Genomic DNA, 17,039 nt, shown 5'->3' with positions numbered 1-17,039 from the left:
CTGGCCCCACCCCCACACCCCCGCTAAGCCCGCCCCATGCCCCGCCCCACCCCCGCTATCGCCGCTTTCCTCGTCGCCTGCTTTGGCGTTGCGATGTTTTCGGTGATGGATGTCGTGATGAAGGGGCTGGTGCTCGGCATCGGCGTCTATTCGGCGGTGGCGTGGCGCAACCTGGTCGGCGCGTTGATCGCGGGCATCGCCTGGGGGGTATCGCGCCCGCGCCTGCCGGGACGCGCGGCGCTGGCGCTGCATGGCCAGCGCGGGGTGGTCGTCGCCGCCATGTCGCTGCTGTTCTTCTATGCGATCAGCGTCCTGCCGATTGCCGAGGCGATCGCGCTGTCATTCATCGCGCCGCTGATCGCGCTCTATCTCGCCGCGATCCTGCTGGGCGAGACGATCGGGCGCGCGGCGATCCTGTCGTCGATCATCGCGCTTGTCGGAGTCGCGGTGATCCTGGCCGGGCGGCTGGCGGGTGCCTATGAGCCGGCGGCGCTGAAGGGGGTGGCGGCGGTGCTGCTGTCGGCGGTGCTGTTCGCCTATAACCTCATCCTCGCGCGCAAACAGGCGATGGTCGCCGGCCCGATGGAGATCGGCTTTTTCCAGACGCTGACGGTGCTCGCGATACTGGCGCTTGCCGCCCCCTGGCTGCTCGATTGGCCGCGCGCGACCGACTGGCCCGCGATTATCGGCGCAAGCGTGCTGGCGGTGGCATCGCTGATCGCGATGGGATGGGCCTATGCGCGGGCCGAGGCGCAGTTGCTGATCCCGGTCGAATATACCGCGTTTGTCTGGGCGGCGATCTGCGGCTGGCTGTTCTTTGGCGAGCGCGTCACCGCGACCACGCTGGCTGGCACATTGCTGATCGTCGCGGGCTGTATCCTCGCCGCCCGCGCCCGCCCGCCGATCGCCGAGCCCGTCGTCGAAAGCGCGATCGCCTGACACCGCAAGCAAAAACCCCGCCGGTGCCTGCGCGCCGACGGGGTTGTTCACAACCGCAAAACGGGTCGGCTCAGCCCTCGCGGCCGGCCACGTCGTGGTTCATCGGCTCCTGGCCCTTGGCCTTGGCCGCCTCATAGCGTTCGATCGCCTCGACGGTGACTCGCTTTGCCTCATCGGCATCGCCCCACACCCCGACGCGGACCCATTTCTTCTTTTCCAGGTCTTTGTAATGGGTGAAGAAATGCTCGATCTGCTCGAACACGATTTCGGGCATGTCGCCGCGTTCGGAGACGTTGGAATAATAAGGGAAGGTCGAATCGACCGGCACGCAGACCAGCTTCTCGTCGCCGCCGGCCTCGTCCTCGAGGTTCAGCACCGCGATCGGACGTGCGCGCACGACGCAGCCGGGAATGAACGGCGAACGTGCGATCACCAGCGCGTCGAGCGGGTCGCCATCGGGGCTGAGCGTATGCGGGACAAAGCCGTAATTCGCCGGATAGCGCATCGGCGTGTGCAGGATGCGATCGACGAACAATGCGCCGCTTGCCTTGTCGAACTCATATTTCACCGGCTCGCCGCCGGTGGGAACCTCGATGATGACGTTCAGGTCGTCCGGCGGGTTCTTGCCAACCGGCACCATATCGATCCGCATGCAATTCTTCCTTATTTCCGTATCGCGATACCAACGGCGCGCGCCCAATCCCGCCTACATGTCCCATGCTGCTACAAGCGCACGGTGGCAAGTGCCGACGAAGGTCGCGGTCAGCGCGCCGTCAGCAGCCGATCGAGCCCGCCCTGGCCGGTGCCGATTTTTTCCAGCCGCGGATAACGCAAGCCACCGCGATAATCGATCGTCACCTCGCGAAAGCCGTCGCCGTCCTTCAGCATCAGCTTCACCGGTGCCTGGCCGCCCTTGTTGGTGCCGCCCTTGTTGGCGGTCACCGCCGCCTTGATCCGGTCGGGGGTATAGCTCGCGCCATTCACCGCGACGATCTCGGTATCGACATCGATGTCGGCGCCGAATGCCGGGCCGTCCCACTTCACGCTCGAAACCTTGCCTTCCTTGCCGATCGCCATGCCAAGCGAATAGGTCAGGTCGAGTGTGCCGGCTGCCTCCTGCGTCTTCAGAAACGCGGTCGGCTCGTCGGTATAGATGATCCGATAGCCATTGGCCTCGAACCCGCCCAGCGGCGCGCGCTCGCCCAATTCGGTCAGCCGCTTGTTCAGAAAGCCAGCCCAATCATAGGGTTGCACGCTGTTCAGCGTCGTCGCCACGTCCTCGAACGTGTAAGGTAGCACGCCCCAGTCGCCATCGTTCATGCCGAAAAACGCCTTGGCGAAATCGTCCATCGATTTCTTGCCGCCCGATTGCTGGCGAAGCATCGAATCGACCTCAAGCCAGATCAGCAGCCCTTCATTGTAATAATCCTCGCTTCGCTGCCAGCTTACCCAGCCCTTGGGCCTCCGTGCCGAGATGATCGGGTCGTTGACGGTATCGCCCACCGGCCGCCACTCGCGCCCTGGCCGCGCATCGAGCGACGCGCCGATCGACGCCAGCATGTCCAGCGTGTCCTGTTTCGAGACGATCCCCGATCGCGCCTGCAGCACATAGCCCCAGAATTGAGTCTGGCCTTCATATACCCACAACAGCGAATTGCGCATCGGCGTCGCGAAATCGGGGGTGAACAGGTCGGCCCCGCGGCGATATTTGCCGTTCCAGCTATGCACCAGCTCGTGCGGCAACAGGTTGCGGCGGCCCGGCCCCTTGTCCCATTCGGTGAAATAGCCCGGCGTCACGCCGTTTTCCGAACTGCGATGATGCTCAAGCCCGATGCCACCCATCTTGTCGGTGATCGCCAGCAGGAATTCATAGCGGTCGTAATGCTGCGCGCCGTACAGCTTCATCGCCTGCTCGATCAGCCGGCTGTGCGCGGCGATATGTTCGGGCTTGGCCGCCAGTTCTTCGGGCGTGTCGGCAAACACGTTCAGGTCGACGCGGTCGCTAAGCTTCCATTCCTTGTAATGTGCCCCGGCGAACACCGGCGAATCCTGCAAGGTTTCATAGCTGGTCTGCTGATAGGCATAGGTCGAGCCATTGCGCGTCGATGGCAGCCCAGACGCGGCGGTCCAGCCCGCCGGATAGCGCACCGTCGCCTGGATCGGGATTTGCCGCGTGAAATAGCCCGCCGGATACAGGCTGACCGATTCCCATTGCAGGTTCAGCATGGCAGGCGTCATCACGATCCGCCCCTGGTCGCCCTTGTTCGCCGACAGGAACTCGAACGACAGGTTCAGCTCGCGCACCCCGCTCGGCACGTCGATATGAAAGGCATAGGCATTCACCAGATCGCGCGTCCAGCGCACCGGCTTGCCGCCCGCGATGATCTTCAGCCCGGCCAGCTTCTCGATCTGCCCGCGCGGCGCGTGGTTGCCCGGCAGCCATTGCGACATCAGCAACGTCATCGGCCCCGATTCGACGACCGGGATCGTTTCCTGGACGCGAAAAATCGCGCGCTCGATGTCGGTCGCATCGACGTCGAGCTTGATGACGCCGGGATAGGCGATGTCCATCGCGGTCGGCACCGTCTGTTCGATCGGCACCGGCTGGGGCGCAGTGTTCTGCACCTGCGCCGACGCGGCGGTGGATGCGAGCAACAGGGCAGCGAACGCAAGGCTACGGGGCATAAGCGCTTTCGGAAGGTGGAAATGGACAACCGCCAGTAAAGCGGGCCGACGGGGCAAGGTAAAGGCTTAATCCCGCTCCCGCTGCCGGAAGAGGGTCACCACCGCGCACCCTTCACCCGTTGCTTACCATTCCCGCGCTACCCCCGACCGATGCACCCCGCCGCCGCCCTTGCCCCCCACGCCGCCGCCGATCCGCGCCCGGCATCGGCGGTGTCGAGCGGCACCGGGATGGCGGGGCTGGCCGGCATGGCGCTGTGGCTGGGCTTCGCGCGTTGGCATGGGCTCGACGGCCCCTATGGCGCGCTGGTCAATCTGCTTGCGTGCGGCATCCCGATGATCCTGTGGTCGTTGCTGATCGACAAGGTGCATCGCAATCCCTCCACCGGCCTCGATTGGGCCAGCCCACGTCCGTGGCGCGACAGCATCGACATCAGCCTCACGCGCCTGGCGGGGCTGTGGATCACCTTTGGCGGCATCGCGCTGATCTATTTCACCGCGCGATTCTATCATGACGGCATCTTCGTCTTCGCGATCGAATGCATCGCCGCCGCCGCCCCGTGGCTGTTCCTCGCCTCGATCCCCTATGTCTTCTTCACCGATCGGATCGTCACCGATCCGCGCGACGGCACCTGGCATCTGGGGGCATGGGCGATCGGCCTCGACGAGGCGATCGACCGCGCGGCGATCTGGAACCATCTGCGATCCTGGGGAGTGAAGGCCTTCTTCCTTCCCTTCATGCTCGGCGTCCTGCCCGGCGGTTATAGCCAGCTGATCCGCCTCGACCTTACGCAGGTTCTGGCCGACCCGGTCGCGCTGTCGATGGCGCTCATCACGCTGATGTTCGTCATCGATGTCGGCTTTGCCACGGTCGGCTATATGCTCACGCTCCGGCCGCTCGACGCGCATATCCGCACCGCCAACCCTTATGCCAGCGGCTGGGTGGCGGCGCTGATCTGCTACCCGCCGTTCATCCTGATGAGCCCCGGCGGCCCGCTCGATTATCACCCCGGCAGCGGCGAATGGAGCGATTGGTTCGCCGGCCACCCGCTGCTGCTGAGCCTGATCGGCGCGGTGCTGGTCGCGCTGACGCTGATCTACGCCTGGGCGACGGTCGCGTTCGGGCTTCGCTTCTCGAACCTCACCCATCGCGGCATCATCACCAACGGCCCCTATCGCTGGACTCGCCACCCGGCTTATCTGTCCAAAAATCTGTTCTGGTGGCTGTCGACCATCCCGATCCTCACCACCACCGACAGCCTTAGCGACGCCGCGCGCAACACCATCCTGCTGGGGCTGGTCAGCGGCGTCTATTACTGGCGCGGCAAGACCGAGGAGCGGCATCTGGCTGCCGACCCCGCCTATCGCGACTATTCGGCCTGGATGGAGCGCAACGCCCCGATCCCGCGCGCACTGGCGTGGCTGCGCGGCAAGCCGGCAAAAGCTGAAGGCCGTCCTTAGAAGCGGTTCTCGCTATAGATCGCACAGGCATCGCCATCCCAGGCGGTGTTATACCGGTCGAGCAGATATTGCGCCGGCACCTTGCCGCTGCGAACGATTTCGCGCAGCGGATCGAGATAGCCGGTCTCATCATCGCCAGCGCCATTGCCGCGCGCCCGCGCCGCAAGCCCCGCATGCGAGATGTCGAGCACTTGCCCCGCAATATCGCGCAGCCGCCCGCCGCCGGGCAGCGGCGCATCGAGCGCCAGTTTGGGCACCGCATTGCGAAGCGACTCGCGGTCCTCCATCGACCAGCCCTTGACCAGATCCCACGCGGCATCGAGCGCGCCCTGGTCATACAACAGCCCCACCCACAAAGCGGGCAGCGCGCAGATTCGACCCCAGGGACCGCCATCAGCCCCGCGCATTTCCAGGAAGGTCTTCAGCCGCACTTCGGGAAACGCGGTCGACAGATGATCGGCCCAATCGTCGATCGTCGGCTTTTCGCCGGGCAGCACCGACAATTCACCGCGCAGGAAATCGCGAAAGCTCAGGCCCGCCGCGTCGATATAGCTGCCGTCGCGATAGACGAAGTACATCGGCACATCGAGCGCATAGTCGGTGTAGCGATCATAGCCAAAGCCATCCTCGAACACGAACGGCAGCATCCCGGTGCGATGCGGGTCGGTATCCGACCAGATATGGCTGCGATACGACAGCATGCCGTTGGGCACGCCCTCGGTCAGCGGTGAATTGGCGAACAGCGCGGTCGCCAGCGGCTGCAGCGCCAGCCCGACGCGGAATTTCTTCACCATGTCGGCTTCGCTCGAATAATCGAGGTTCACCTGGATCGTGCAAGTCCGCAGCATCATGTCGAGCCCCATGCTGCCGACGCGCGGCATATGGTTCAGCATGATCTTATACCGGCCCTTGGGCATCACCGGCAGGTCGGCGCGCGCCTTGTCGGGCCACATGCCAAGGCCCAGGAACCCCAGGCCCAGTTTTTCGCCGACCGCCTTTACCTGCTGCAAATGGCGGCCGGTCTCGGCGCAGGTCTGGTGCAGATTTTCCAGCGGCGCGCCCGAAAGCTCCAACTGCCCCGCCGGCTCCAGGCTGACGGTGCCGTCCGGCCCGGCGAGCGCGATGACGACGCCCTTTTCCTCGATCGGGGTCCAGCCGAATTCGGTCAGCGCCATCAGCAGGTCGCGGATGCCGCCCGGCTCGTCATAGCTGGGGGCGCGGCAATCATCGGTGCGATACACGAATTTCTCATGCTCGGTGCCGATGCGCCAGCGGTCGGCGGGCTTCTCGCCGCCGGCGAAATATTCGACCAGCTGCGAACGGTGTTCGATCAGCGGGGCTTGGGTGACCGATACCGTCTTGGTGCTCATAGACGCGCATTACGCCGCTCGCGCGCCGAGCGCTAGAGGGCGGACAAACTGATAAAACCGCGCATCGCCTTATCATCACACAAAAAAAGGGGAGACCGGTTGCCCGACCTCCCCGATTTTTTCGCTCGTTTCCCCGGAAGCTCCAGGGAAACTGGCAATTACATGCCGGCGCCTGGGCCGTAGGTAACTTCCACGCGACGGTTCTGCAGTTCGCGCACACCATCGGCGGTGTCGACGCGCGGCTGCGATTCACCGAATGCTTCGGTCGAAATCGCGGTATCTGCGATACCACGGCCCGACAGGTACGAACGGACCGAGTCAGCGCGACGCTGCGACAGACCGACGTTGTACGTTGCCGCACCCGACTTGTCGGCGTGACCGGCAAGCATGACCTGCGCGTTACCGCAGCTCTGGTAAGCCGACACGGCGTTGTCGAGGATGCTCGACGCTTCCGGCGTGATGTCCGAGCGATCCCACTCGAAGAACACGATGTACGGCCCGGGGGTGCAAACCTGCTCAACCGGCGCTTCAGGCGGCGGCGGGGGAGGAGGCGGCGGGGGCGGAGGAGGCGGCGGGGGCGGCGGCGGCGGTGGGGTCGGCTCGCCGAAGTTGAAGATCAGACCACCCAGGATGCTGTGCGAACGGAACCGCGTGTCGAGCGCAGCGCCCGTGTTTGCGATCACGTTGACGTTGTCAGCGTTGAAGAAACGATACTTCAGCGAGACATCGACATTTTCGCTCAGCGGTGCGCGAACGCCCGCCAGTGCCTGCCATGCAAACACGGTGTCGCTGTCGTCCAGCAGAGTCACGGCACCGATGCCGTAATCTTCGAACTTCACGCGTGCCACACCGGCACCACCGCCGACAAAGCCCTGGATGCCGTCATCGGGACCGAAGTCCAGAAGGCCGTTTACCATGAAGCTAAGTGCCGACGCGCGGCCGCTTGCATTATTGTCATAGTTACCAGCCGGGATACCCGCGAGCGGGACCGTGGTCTGGTGGCCATCGACGCCTGCGCGACGATAGCCGACTTCGGTTTCAAGGCGGAACGCCCCGAAATCATAACCGACCAGCGCGTCGACATCCCAGCCGTAACGCGAATCGGTGCTCACAACGTTGGTGTCAGTGTCGGCGAGGTCGAACTCGACATCCTCGACGATCATTGCACCGCCCTCAACGCCCACATACCACGCACCATCGCGGGCCAGGACGGGAGTGCTCAGTGCGGTGGACGCAAGCGCCACAGCTACGGCAATCTTCCGCATAAAAAATCCCCTTTCTCGGTTGTCACTACGGACAGCGCAAACTCCCTATACTCGGGTTAGTTTCCAGGCAAGCGAAACAAAAATCAGACTGTTGCCCGAACAGCACAGGTTAAGCCGTTGCGATAAGACCATGCTCGCGCAGCGCAGCCAGTATCCCGACGACCGCAACCCGGCCTTGCAGGTCGATCGTTTCGCCTCCGACCGGGTTTGCCACCGCTGCTTTTTGCGATCCGACCACCTGTTGCCCATCGATCAACACCACACGCGCCGCAACCTCGCCCAGCCGCCACGCGCCGCCTCGGAACCGGGCCTCGACACCATCGGCGATCGACCATGCCCGCATGCCCTCGCGCGCCGCCACAAAGCGCCAGCCATTGGCGGTCCACCCCGCAATCGCCCCGTCCTGCCCTGCCCATGCCCCGCTCGCGCCGGTGCCGACGATCCAGCACGCCCCTGCCACCGGGTCGGCGGGCGGCACACTCATTCCCACCGCCTGCACCGCCGCCGCCAGCATCAGATCGATCCGCACCAGCGCTTCATTATGGATGATTTCCTTTTGCGCTTGGCCCGCATGCAGCAGCGGCAATGCCAGCCGGTCGGTCTCGTCATCATTCATTGCATGTCCCCCTCGCTGATTTCGCTCCTGCGCGACGCGCCCACGGTGCCCAATTGAGCAACCGTCGCGCGCCAGCCCGGCGGCGGGGACGGCAGCACCACCCCTGCCTGCGCTGTCACCACCTCGCCCCCCGCCACGCGCACCGCATAACGTTCGGCTTCCTCGGCCAGCGGCACATCGACCCCGTCGATCCAGCGCCACCCCGCCCGGCTTCGCCTGGTCCAGCCAAGCGCGACGCCATCGCCGCTTGCCCGCGCGCGCAAATGCACCGGAGCCGGCGGCACCACCGACGCGCCGGTCACCGGCACTACCCGCTCGACCGGCTGGGCATCATCGATCCCCACCGCCGCCACCCGGATCGTCCCGCCGATCGACGACACCGGCAAATCGATCGTCACCACACTGTCGGGGGCGAGCAGCGCAAAGCGTTCGCCAGGCAAATGCCCCGCCATCGCCGCCTCGGTCCCCAGCCGCCCGCGCCACAGCCGCGACAGTCGCCAGCGCCGCGCACTTTCCTGCACCGCCGCGCCGAACTGGATCAATTCGTCGCCCACCAGCGCCAGATTGGCCCCGCGATCGAGTGCGGCGCGATCGGCATGACCCAGCAGCATTTCGCCATGCGCCAGCTCGACCAGAATCGTGTGCGCCCGATCCTCGATCGTCGCCCGTGCACCGCCCGGCGCTTGCACCACCGTGCCGATCACCCCCGGCGCGCGCGTCACCCCCGCCACCGTCCAGCCGCCGCCCTCGCTCCCCAGCATCAGCGTCGCCGATCGCCACCCCGCCCCGGTGCCGCCCGCAACGATCGTCAGCCGTGGTTGCGTCAGCACCGCGCCATCGCCCGGCGGCAGTTCGGCGGCGACCAGTATCGTCGCGCCATGCACCCGGTCGGGTGCCGCCACCACGTCGCCCGCCGACGCCGCCGCATGCGCGCTCGCCACCGCGATCGGCACCAGATCGAGCATCACCCCGCCGCCCTCGAGCGACCATTCGGCCACCCGCCACAGCCCGTCCTCGCCCGCGATCCGCACCCGGTCGCCCGGCGCGATGCCGATCGCATCCCATCCCAGCGCCACCCGCCGCCGCCTGCGTCCCGCATCGGCGCGCGCCAGCATGGCCGCTGCCACCCCCTTGGCAGTCGCTGCATCGATCACTGCGGGCAATTCCAGATGCAGCTCGCGATTACCCGCCCCCGGTCGCGTCGCGCGCTGCAACCCCGCCTGATAATCGCGCGCCGCATCATAATGGCCGATCGTCAGCACGCGCGGTGCCTGGTCCGCCGCAGCGATCGATCGCGCCCCACGCGCGCCGCCCACGCCTTGATCGACCACTTCGCGCGCCGCCCCTATGCCGCCACGCATCGCAATCCCCTCGCCATTGGCGGCAAACCACGCCCCCGTCGCTTCGCCCAGCGTTTCGAGCACCGCGCGCGTCGACCCGCCATGCGCCGAAAACCCGCCCAGCACCGGCACCAGCGCCTCGCTGCCCACCCCGCCCAGCGCACCCGCCACCGCACCCGCGCTCACCGCCCCCGCATCAGCCTCCACCTCGAAGGTCAGCGACGGGATCCGGTTGCCGAAATCGGCGAGCTGCAATTGCTCGAACACCGCATAGGCATGGCCGCGCCACGCCGGACATTGCGCCGCCCCCACCGCACCCGCGATCAGCGGATCGACCGGCTGGTCGGCATCGCCCAGGTGCAGCCGAAACCCGGTTGCCGCCTTGAAATCCCCCGCCGCCCCGCGCAGCAATTTGCCATCGGCCCAGATCCGCTTCACCCCCGCCACGCGCCGCGCCGACAGCAGCACCGCGAACGACGCGGCATAGCTATATTGGACGCTACCCGGCCGCCCCTTGCCGCCCCCCTCGCTGGTGCGCGTCTCGATCAGCTCGGTCGACCAGATCACGCTGCCCGCCACCCGGATCGTCCCGAAGAGTCGCGGCACCTGCGCACCATAGGAGGATGTCTGCACGGCCAGCTCGCTGAGCCTTGGCCCCTCGCGCCGCCCCGGTCGCAGCAACACCCCATCGACCGCGCGCCCCGCCAGCGCCCCGATCGCGCCCCCCACCGGCCCGCCGATCAACCCGCCCACCGTCGTCAGCACCAACGTAGCCATAATTTTTCCCCCATTCCCTCTCCCGCGAGCGGGAGAGGGTTGCGCAGACTTGGGTCGCGTCCTTCACGCGGCCCTAGTCGGAGCTGGGTGAGGGTGGTGCGACCGCACTTGCGGTCGCCCCTGCGCCACCCCCACCCCAGCGAAACACCCCCACCACCGGCCAAGCCACCGCCCCCGGCCGCTCAACCACCCGCCGCAAATGTGCATCGGCGTGCACCAGCCCGTCGCCGGTCCACACCCCCAGGTGCAATTGCCCCGGCCCGCTGCGCACCAGCACCACATCGCCCGCCGCCATGCGCTCGACCCGCACCAGCCCCGCGCGCGCAATCAGCATCGCCACCCGATCGGCATCCCCCGTCCGCATCGCATAACCCTGCGGCACCGTGACCTGCGCCCCAGCCCCAGCCCCAGCCCCGGCCAACGCCGCCGCGACCACCCCCACGCAATCGAGCCCCGTCGCCGGATCACGCCCGTGCAACCGAAACCGCACCCCCACCAATGCGCGCGCCGCCGCCGCCACCGCGCTCACGCCCCCGGATACCGCGTCAGCAAATCGACCCCCGGCAGGAACGGCTCGCCCTGGAAATTCGCGGCGTTGCCGAACCGCCCGGCACAGGTCTCCAACCTTTTGTCACACCCCTCGATCAGCTCGACCAGATCGCCCGCCACCACCGGCAATCGCGGCGCATGGCGAAGCGTCACTACCGTCCCTTCCGCGGTGTCGATCGCATCCTCCAGCCCGCTATTCTCGCCGCCGAACCAGCGCAGCAGCCCGCTCCCCAGCCCCTCGCCCGCAGCATCCAGCGTCACCGCATTGCCCGCGCTCGCCACCACTCGCGCGAACCGCCGCCGCCCCGCCATCGCCACCCGGCATCTTTTGTCGCCAAGCTCGGCACGACATTCGGGCGAGGTCACCTCGCACACCGGCCCCTCAAGCTTCGCGCTCGCCCCGCGCAATTCGGCGCTGAAGCTGCCATCGCCGGTCTCGATCGCGCCGATCATCCCCTCGCCCAGCAGCACCCGCCGCACCGGATCGGTCCAATCGACCGCGAACAGCGCCACCCGCGCGCAGTCCCATCGCCCGGCAAGCAGATCGACCTCGCCGATCGCGGCATGGTTCAGCACACCGGCCACCTCCATGCTGTCGGCATCCAGCCCGTCGCTCCGCCGGATCGCCGACGGCACGATCCCAGGCGCAGCGCGATGCACCAGCCCCTCGATCAACAGGTCGCGATCATGCGAGGTCAGCCCGATCGCCACCCCGTCGCGCCGCTCGACCCGCCAGCAAAAGGCGATCGTGGTGCAAGTCTCCTCCAGCCAGCTCATTCGCGGATCTCGACCAGCGGCACCGACGGCACCTCGCCCGCCAGGAACGTCGCACGATTGACGCGCAGCATATCCTCGGCAAACCGCACGGCCACGTCGAAGGCGAAATCGGCCACCACCGCGATCCCCGCCGCCGGCGCGGCATCAAGCGTCACATAGCCCCCCGGCTCGACGCTGAAGCCCTGCATCGCCACCCCGCCGACGCGCAGCACCACGCTGCCCGCCACCGGCCGCGTGATCCGCCGGACATGCTCGCCATAATGCTTCACCAACGCGAAGCGCACCGTCTGCCCATCGCCAGTGCCGATCCGCTCGCCCACAGCCTCGGCATCGAATGGATCGCGCAGCCGAAACCCCCGCGCCGCCCCCATCCGCGCGCGGAAAAACGCCAGCAACGCCGCAATATCGCCCTCGGATCGAACCCCTGGCCCCACGTCATAGCGGGTGCGCGGCTGCGCCCAGCCGACATTGCGCTGCTCATGCCCGCCCGCACTGGTCATCACCATCGTCGAAAGTTCGGGCGCGACCTCGCATTGCGCCCCCAGCGCCAGCGGAAACAGCACGTCGTCGAACGGCGTCATCGCATCCTCCCCTTGCCCGAAATGCAAATATCCATCGCGCAGCACCTGCGGCAGCGCCCATATGAAGGTCTCGGCCACCCCGCGCGCCTTGGCGACATCGGCGGCGGCGTCGATCGCGTGCCATTGCCCCGCTTCCTCGGGCCGCAGCACGAAGCCGCTCAGATAATGTTGCTCGGCCACCGGATAGCCCAGCCGCGCCTGCGCCAGTGCCACCCCGCGCGCACTCGCCCCCGCATTGCCAGTCGCCGCCCAGTCATAATCCTCGAGCTGCAACACATCGAACGCCGGCTTGGCCCAGCCGACCGGCAAGTTCGCGCGCTTGGCCTCGGGCGCTTGCGCGTCGAGCACCGTCGGCAGATACGCCAGCAGCAATGTCTCGGCATCGGGTGCCACCGCCTTCACCGCCGCGCACAATGCCGCGGTCGACGCGGCGAGCATCGCTCCGGCACGATCGAGCAACGCCTTCTGCCCGGCATCGAGCGGCGAGCGCAAATCCTCGATCACCACCGCCCCGCCCGCCGCCCCGCCCAGCGCCGCGCGCGCGGCATCGTCATACAGGCACGGTCGCCCCTCGCCGGGCGTCACCCACCACCACGGCTCGCCCACCTGGAACCGCACCCGCATCCCCACCGCCACCGCGATCCCCACGAACGCCTGCGCCACCTGCTGCAAATACCCCATCGCCCCGGCATGCGCGGGCGACAGCAGGGTCGACGGCGGCACCCATCCGGTCAGCGCCGGCGCGCCGGTAAAATCGCGCTGCTTCCAATCGTTCCAGCAATGCGCGTCGAACAATTCATAGCTCAGCGACCAGATGATGTCGTAACCAAGCGCGTGCGCACGCTCGGCAAAGTCGCGATGCCATGCCAGCGTCGGGGTATTCAGCGCCCCGCCCGCCAGGCTGACACACAGCCCCCCGCCTGCCGGCTCGAGCCGGAAATAATGGCTCATCCCGACATAATGGATCACCGGCCCGCGATAGCCCAGCTGCAGCATGTTGCGCAGCAATCGCGCCGGGGTCAGGTTATAGCTGTCGTCATACCCCCCCGACATTCGCAGGTCGTGCGCGGGCACCACGCAATCGCCGATCGCCAGCACGCTGCCCGATCCATCGCACGCAATGCCCGACAATTCGGCCCAGCCCTCGCTCGCGGCGATCAGCCCCTCATCCCCCTCTACGAACCCCGGCGGCACCAGCGATACGAACATCCGGTCGACATCGCCCGCAAACACCGGATCGGCATCGTCGGGCAGCCGATAGCCCCCGACGATGCTGGCAAAGTCGATCGTCACCACCGCATCCTCGGCGCTGCCGACCGCATAATTCCACAACCGCACATACCAGGCGCGCGCCACGCCCGCTTCATCGCGCCCCTCGATCGTCAGCGTCGGTCCATTGACGGCATCGAGCGCGATGACACCCCCCGACCGCCAGCGAAACCGCAACCGGCACCGGCGATAATCGCGATCGGTCTCGTATCGCAGCAGCGGATGATCATGCCTGTCCTCGCTGTCCCAGATCAGCCCCGCCAGATCGCCGCGCCGATAAAAGACGCAATCGACCCGCAGCGCATCGGGCGCGGTGGTGACCACGCTCGCCATCATCGGTCGCGGAAAATTGACGCTCCAATATCGCGGATCGAAGCGCGAAACCGTCCCTCCCGCCTGCACCCCCCGCGCAGCCGCCAGCCAATGTCCCATGATAAATCCCTATTTTCGTCCCCTCTTCTTCCCCCCTCCCGCCTGCGGGAGGGGTCGGGGGAGGGCATGTAAAAACACGTCCGTTCGGAGCCGAAGCCCCCTAATCCACACCCCCCAGCGCAGCCTTCACCGCGCGCGCCACCTGCCGCCCCGATCGCGCCAGCGCGGCGGGTGCCTCGCCCGCCCCGGCATGCACCGCGATCGACACCCGCACCTCGCGCACGCCCCCCGGCGCGCCGGTCTCGACCCGCCCACTCGCCGTCGGCACGAACAATTCCGGCCCGCGCTCGCCCACGACATAGGCCCGCCCGGGACTCACCGGCCCGCCGGTCGCGCGCCCCGGCGCACCCGAAATCAGCCCCGCCAGCGCCCCCACCAGCCCGCCGATCCCGCCACCACCACCGCCCAGCGCCGCGCCGATCCCGCCGCGCACCGCGCTCGCGGCGATCTGGTCGAGCACCCCCAGCGCCACCTTGCCCAGATCGTCGAACCCCAATTTGCCCGATCGCACCGCGCGCAACAGCGTCGTCTCGATCGCCCGCCCCGCGCGATCGACCCCCGCCTCGAACGGTCCCTCCAGACTGCCGCGCATCTCGGCCACATCGCGCGCAAAGCCCTGCGTATCGGCGCGCACCCGCACCACCAGCCGTTCGATTTCCTCATCCATCGGGAAAAGCCTCCATCAACCGCATGAGCGTCCCACGATCCGCCGCCGCCACCTCGTCGCCGGTGAGCGCAACAACCAGCGCCGCCAGTTCGGCAGGCGTGGCGTCCCAAAAAACCCCCGGCGTCCACCCAAACACCACCCCAGCCATCCCCGCCAGCCGAGCAGCACAGCCGCCAAAATCCTCCCCGAGCTCGGCTCGGGGAGGGGGACCATGCGCAGCACGGTGGAGGGGCAAAGCCCAACGCTCCCCCATCACCGCCCCGCCAATATCTGCCCAACCAGCACGCGCAGCACCGGCGTCGCCGCCGCCAGCCCGCCCGCCGCCACCGCCTCGGCGAAATCCGCCCGCGCCATCGGTGCCGGCTCGCGCAGGCAATGCCAGAACAGCGCCACCATCTCGCCAATCCCCAGCCGCCCCGCCGCCGCGCGCTCGACCAGCGCGAACAACGGCCCCACCTCCCCCTCCGCCGCCACCAACGCCGCAAACGAAGGCCGCAACACCAGCATCTCCCCCGCTACCCGCAAAGCCATCTCGCCCCGCGCCGCATTGGCCCCCGACCGCCAAAGCCCCTCCCCTTCAGAGGAAGGGTTGGGGTGGGGCCTGTCCACAAGCACCCCGGCCTCGTCCGGCCCGAACCCCGCCCCCATCATGCGCTCACCACCGGCCCGGAACTCTCCAGGCTCAGCGTGTAGCTGCGCTCGCCATTCACATCACCGGCATAGTCGAGCCTGGTCACCAGGAACCGCCCGGTCATCGTCTCGCCACTCTCGAAGCTCAGCCGATACTGGTCGATCACCCCGGCCAGCGCATTGCCCTTCACGCGGACCTCGGCTGCCGATCCGGTAAAAATCCCCGCCGCCGAAACGCTCACCGATCGCACGCCTGCACCCGACAGCAATTCGCGCCACCCGCCCGAATCCTTGCTGGTGATCGCCACCGCCTCGCCATTGATCGACAATTGCGTGGTCCTCAGGCCAGCGACGGTCGCAAACCCCACCGGCACCGCCCCGTTCCCCACCTTAAGCAGGAACGCACTACCCTTTTCCGCCGCCATATCCCGTCTCCTCGCTGATCCTTCTCCTCCCCTCCCTGTCAGGGAGGGGAGCCACCCTCGCGCAACATCCGCACCCGCGCCTCGACCACCGCCACCCAATCGCCGGCGCGCACCCGCACCACCCGAGTCCGCACCGGCACCAGGCTCGCCACGCGCCAGCCCTGCCCCAGATCGCGCGGCATCGCCGCCAGCGCCGCGCCCGCCGCCTCGGCCAGCGCACGCAGCCGCCCCGGCACCTCGCCGCCGTCATGCAGCTCGATCGCCACCCGCGCCTCGATGCCGGGCTGGTCCTTGGTGCTCCAATCGGCGACCACGCTCTCGGTCACCAGTGCATAGGGCATTGCCGATCGCACCGGCGGCGCGGCGAACACCGCCGTCAGCCGCGCGTGCAGCGGCGCATGATCCTTCAGCGCCGCCACCAGCGCACCGTGCAGCACCGCGCTCATCGCAATCCCCCCGCCACCCATCGCAAGGCGGGATCGGTCGCCGCCCGCGCCAATGCGCCGCGCGCCTCGATCACCACGCCCTCGTCCTCAACCATCACCGCGCCATCGGGCATCGCCTCGTGCAGCAGCACCGCCACCGCATCGGCCACCACCCGCGCCCGCGCCGCGCCCAGCCGCTGCGCCACCGCCAGCGCGCGGTTCACGCCGGCACCCGCATGTCGTGCAGCCGAATCCGCCGCCACGGCCGCCAAAGCGCCGCCACCGCCGCCGGCGGCACCCCGTCCTCATCGCGCGCGGCAAAGCGATGCGCCGCCAGCCGGACGATCCCGCCCGCAATTCCCGGCGGCAGCGCACCCCAATCCTCGGCCATCCCGGCGCGCATCGTCACCACGAAGCGCGCGCCCCCGCGCACCCGAACCCAGCCATCGCCTGCCGGATCAATATCCACCGCATAGTCCGCCACCGGCACCGCTACCCCGCCCGCATCGGCCACCCCCGTCACCGCGCGCACCGGCGTCGCGCGCAGCCGCTGCCAGCCGCCATCGCCGCGCACCGCTTCGGTCATTTCGCGCACGATCAGCACTTGCCCGGTGAACATTTCGGCCAGCGCCAGGCTCTCGTCGATCAGCCGCCCCAACAGCGCATCCTCGGCATCGCTGTCCGATCGCAGCAGCGCGCGCACCTGCGCGATCCCCGCCGCACGGTCGCCCTCGCTCAACGCATGCCGCCCCGGCCCGCCCGTCCCCGTCGTCATCGCCATCCTCCCCCAGCCCCTCGGTCGCGCGAAGCGCCGCCCGGTTCCCCGGGCGGCAT

General features: G+C 67.9%; 18 protein-coding genes. 2 read left to right on the top strand and 16 right to left on the bottom strand.

Translation table 11 applies throughout. From position 1 onward, the window contains the following. Positions 1 to 36: 36 nt before the first annotated feature. Positions 37 to 939, top strand: a complete 903-nt coding sequence (locus QU44_RS00910) for a DMT family transporter (protein WP_033919501.1) — start codon at positions 37 to 39, stop codon at positions 937 to 939. Positions 940 to 1,009: 70 nt separating this feature from the next. Here QU44_RS00910 and ppa read toward each other — a convergent pair whose 3' ends face one another. Beyond that, the gene (gene ppa / locus QU44_RS00905; protein ID WP_033919499.1) at positions 1,010 to 1,591 is read right to left on the bottom strand and encodes an inorganic diphosphatase; all 582 of its coding nucleotides are present in this window, start codon (positions 1,589 to 1,591) and stop codon (positions 1,010 to 1,012) included. 110 nt (positions 1,592 to 1,701) lie between these two features. After that, positions 1,702 to 3,624, bottom strand: a complete 1,923-nt coding sequence (locus QU44_RS00900) for a M61 family metallopeptidase (RefSeq protein ID WP_033919498.1) — start codon at positions 3,622 to 3,624, stop codon at positions 1,702 to 1,704. A gap of 150 nt (positions 3,625 to 3,774) precedes the next feature. Here QU44_RS00900 and QU44_RS00895 point away from each other — a divergent pair, with 150 nt between their 5' ends. Next, positions 3,775 to 5,082, top strand: coding sequence for a methyltransferase family protein (locus QU44_RS00895; protein ID WP_231621565.1), 1,308 nt, complete (start codon positions 3,775 to 3,777; stop codon positions 5,080 to 5,082). Here the strand turns inward: QU44_RS00895 and QU44_RS00890 are convergent. From QU44_RS00890 to QU44_RS00825, 14 genes are all read right to left on the bottom strand, one after another. Continuing rightward, positions 5,079 to 6,452, bottom strand: coding sequence for a glutamate--cysteine ligase (locus QU44_RS00890; RefSeq protein WP_033919496.1), 1,374 nt, complete (start codon positions 6,450 to 6,452; stop codon positions 5,079 to 5,081). The two genes, QU44_RS00895 and QU44_RS00890, sit on opposite strands and share 4 nt — an antisense overlap. Before the next feature lie 158 nt (positions 6,453 to 6,610). Continuing rightward, on the bottom strand, positions 6,611 to 7,717 hold the full coding sequence (locus tag QU44_RS00885) for an OmpA family protein (protein ID WP_033919494.1): 1,107 nt from the start codon (positions 7,715 to 7,717) through the stop codon (positions 6,611 to 6,613). A 109-nt stretch (positions 7,718 to 7,826) separates the two neighbouring features. Next, entirely contained in the window at positions 7,827 to 8,333 is a 507-nt protein-coding gene (locus QU44_RS00880) for a DUF2793 domain-containing protein (RefSeq protein ID WP_033919492.1), read from the bottom strand. Continuing rightward, positions 8,330 to 10,450 carry a phage tail protein gene (locus QU44_RS00875; protein WP_081987775.1) on the bottom strand — a complete coding sequence of 707 codons (2,121 nt, stop codon included), beginning with the start codon at positions 10,448 to 10,450 and terminating at the stop codon, positions 8,330 to 8,332. The genes QU44_RS00880 and QU44_RS00875 overlap by 4 nt, the downstream gene beginning before the upstream one ends. A gap of 73 nt (positions 10,451 to 10,523) precedes the next feature. Beyond that, entirely contained in the window at positions 10,524 to 10,979 is a 456-nt protein-coding gene (locus tag QU44_RS00870; RefSeq protein WP_156140847.1) for a peptidoglycan endopeptidase, read from the bottom strand. After that, complete coding sequence (locus QU44_RS00865) at positions 10,976 to 11,776, bottom strand: DUF2163 domain-containing protein (RefSeq protein WP_033919491.1); 801 nt, start codon at positions 11,774 to 11,776, stop codon at positions 10,976 to 10,978. Before QU44_RS00865 ends, QU44_RS00870 begins: the two co-directional genes overlap by 4 nt. Then, complete coding sequence (locus QU44_RS00860) at positions 11,773 to 14,058, bottom strand: DUF2460 domain-containing protein (protein WP_033919489.1); 2,286 nt, start codon at positions 14,056 to 14,058, stop codon at positions 11,773 to 11,775. The genes QU44_RS00865 and QU44_RS00860 overlap by 4 nt, the downstream gene beginning before the upstream one ends. Positions 14,059 to 14,158: 100 nt before the next feature. Then, positions 14,159 to 14,725: a hypothetical protein gene (locus tag QU44_RS00855; RefSeq protein ID WP_033919487.1), complete on the bottom strand. Its 567-nt coding sequence runs from the start codon at positions 14,723 to 14,725 to the stop codon at positions 14,159 to 14,161. Then, complete coding sequence (locus tag QU44_RS18615; RefSeq protein WP_443018061.1) at positions 14,718 to 14,861, bottom strand: phage tail assembly chaperone; 144 nt, start codon at positions 14,859 to 14,861, stop codon at positions 14,718 to 14,720. The genes QU44_RS00855 and QU44_RS18615 overlap by 8 nt, the downstream gene beginning before the upstream one ends. Positions 14,862 to 14,977: 116 nt before the next feature. Beyond that, positions 14,978 to 15,256, bottom strand: coding sequence for a GTA-gp10 family protein (locus QU44_RS17615; RefSeq protein ID WP_231621563.1), 279 nt, complete (start codon positions 15,254 to 15,256; stop codon positions 14,978 to 14,980). 116 nt (positions 15,257 to 15,372) lie between these two features. Beyond that, positions 15,373 to 15,780, bottom strand: a complete 408-nt coding sequence (locus QU44_RS00840) for a phage major tail protein, TP901-1 family (RefSeq protein ID WP_033919483.1) — start codon at positions 15,778 to 15,780, stop codon at positions 15,373 to 15,375. 38 nt (positions 15,781 to 15,818) lie between these two features. Continuing rightward, positions 15,819 to 16,226, bottom strand: coding sequence for a tail completion protein gp17 (gene gp17, locus QU44_RS00835; RefSeq protein WP_033919482.1), 408 nt, complete (start codon positions 16,224 to 16,226; stop codon positions 15,819 to 15,821). Continuing rightward, positions 16,223 to 16,429 (bottom strand): hypothetical protein, encoded by a 207-nt coding sequence (locus tag QU44_RS00830; RefSeq protein ID WP_033919480.1) that lies wholly within the window; start codon positions 16,427 to 16,429, stop codon positions 16,223 to 16,225. The genes gp17 and QU44_RS00830 overlap by 4 nt, the downstream gene beginning before the upstream one ends. Then, positions 16,426 to 16,980 carry a head-tail connector protein gene (locus QU44_RS00825; RefSeq protein ID WP_081987787.1) on the bottom strand — a complete coding sequence of 185 codons (555 nt, stop codon included), beginning with the start codon at positions 16,978 to 16,980 and terminating at the stop codon, positions 16,426 to 16,428. Before QU44_RS00825 ends, QU44_RS00830 begins: the two co-directional genes overlap by 4 nt. Positions 16,981 to 17,039 lie beyond the last annotated feature (59 nt).

It is taken from the genome of Sphingomonas sp. 37zxx (assembly GCF_000786205.1).
GTDB lineage: Bacteria > Pseudomonadota > Alphaproteobacteria > Sphingomonadales > Sphingomonadaceae > Sphingomonas.
This window is presented reverse-complemented; position numbering and strand designations above follow the sequence as displayed.

Coding starts and splice junctions, on each gene's coding strand:
- QU44_RS00910 (WP_033919501.1), top strand. CDS start 37: ATGCCCCGCCCCACCCCCGCTATCGCCGCTTTCCTCGTCGCCTGCTTT.
- ppa (WP_033919499.1), bottom strand. CDS start 1,591: ATGCGGATCGATATGGTGCCGGTTGGCAAGAACCCGCCGGACGACCTG.
- QU44_RS00900 (WP_033919498.1), bottom strand. CDS start 3,624: ATGCCCCGTAGCCTTGCGTTCGCTGCCCTGTTGCTCGCATCCACCGCC.
- QU44_RS00895 (WP_231621565.1), top strand. CDS start 3,775: ATGCACCCCGCCGCCGCCCTTGCCCCCCACGCCGCCGCCGATCCGCGC.
- QU44_RS00890 (WP_033919496.1), bottom strand. CDS start 6,452: ATGAGCACCAAGACGGTATCGGTCACCCAAGCCCCGCTGATCGAACAC.
- QU44_RS00885 (WP_033919494.1), bottom strand. CDS start 7,717: ATGCGGAAGATTGCCGTAGCTGTGGCGCTTGCGTCCACCGCACTGAGC.
- QU44_RS00880 (WP_033919492.1), bottom strand. CDS start 8,333: ATGAATGATGACGAGACCGACCGGCTGGCATTGCCGCTGCTGCATGCG.
- QU44_RS00875 (WP_081987775.1), bottom strand. CDS start 10,450: ATGGCTACGTTGGTGCTGACGACGGTGGGCGGGTTGATCGGCGGGCCG.
- QU44_RS00865 (WP_033919491.1), bottom strand. CDS start 11,776: ATGAGCTGGCTGGAGGAGACTTGCACCACGATCGCCTTTTGCTGGCGG.
- QU44_RS00860 (WP_033919489.1), bottom strand. CDS start 14,058: ATGGGACATTGGCTGGCGGCTGCGCGGGGGGTGCAGGCGGGAGGGACG.
- QU44_RS00855 (WP_033919487.1), bottom strand. CDS start 14,725: ATGGATGAGGAAATCGAACGGCTGGTGGTGCGGGTGCGCGCCGATACG.
- QU44_RS17615 (WP_231621563.1), bottom strand. CDS start 15,256: ATGGCTTTGCGGGTAGCGGGGGAGATGCTGGTGTTGCGGCCTTCGTTT.
- QU44_RS00840 (WP_033919483.1), bottom strand. CDS start 15,780: ATGGCGGCGGAAAAGGGTAGTGCGTTCCTGCTTAAGGTGGGGAACGGG.
- gp17 (WP_033919482.1), bottom strand. CDS start 16,226: ATGAGCGCGGTGCTGCACGGTGCGCTGGTGGCGGCGCTGAAGGATCAT.
- QU44_RS00825 (WP_081987787.1), bottom strand. CDS start 16,980: ATGACGACGGGGACGGGCGGGCCGGGGCGGCATGCGTTGAGCGAGGGC.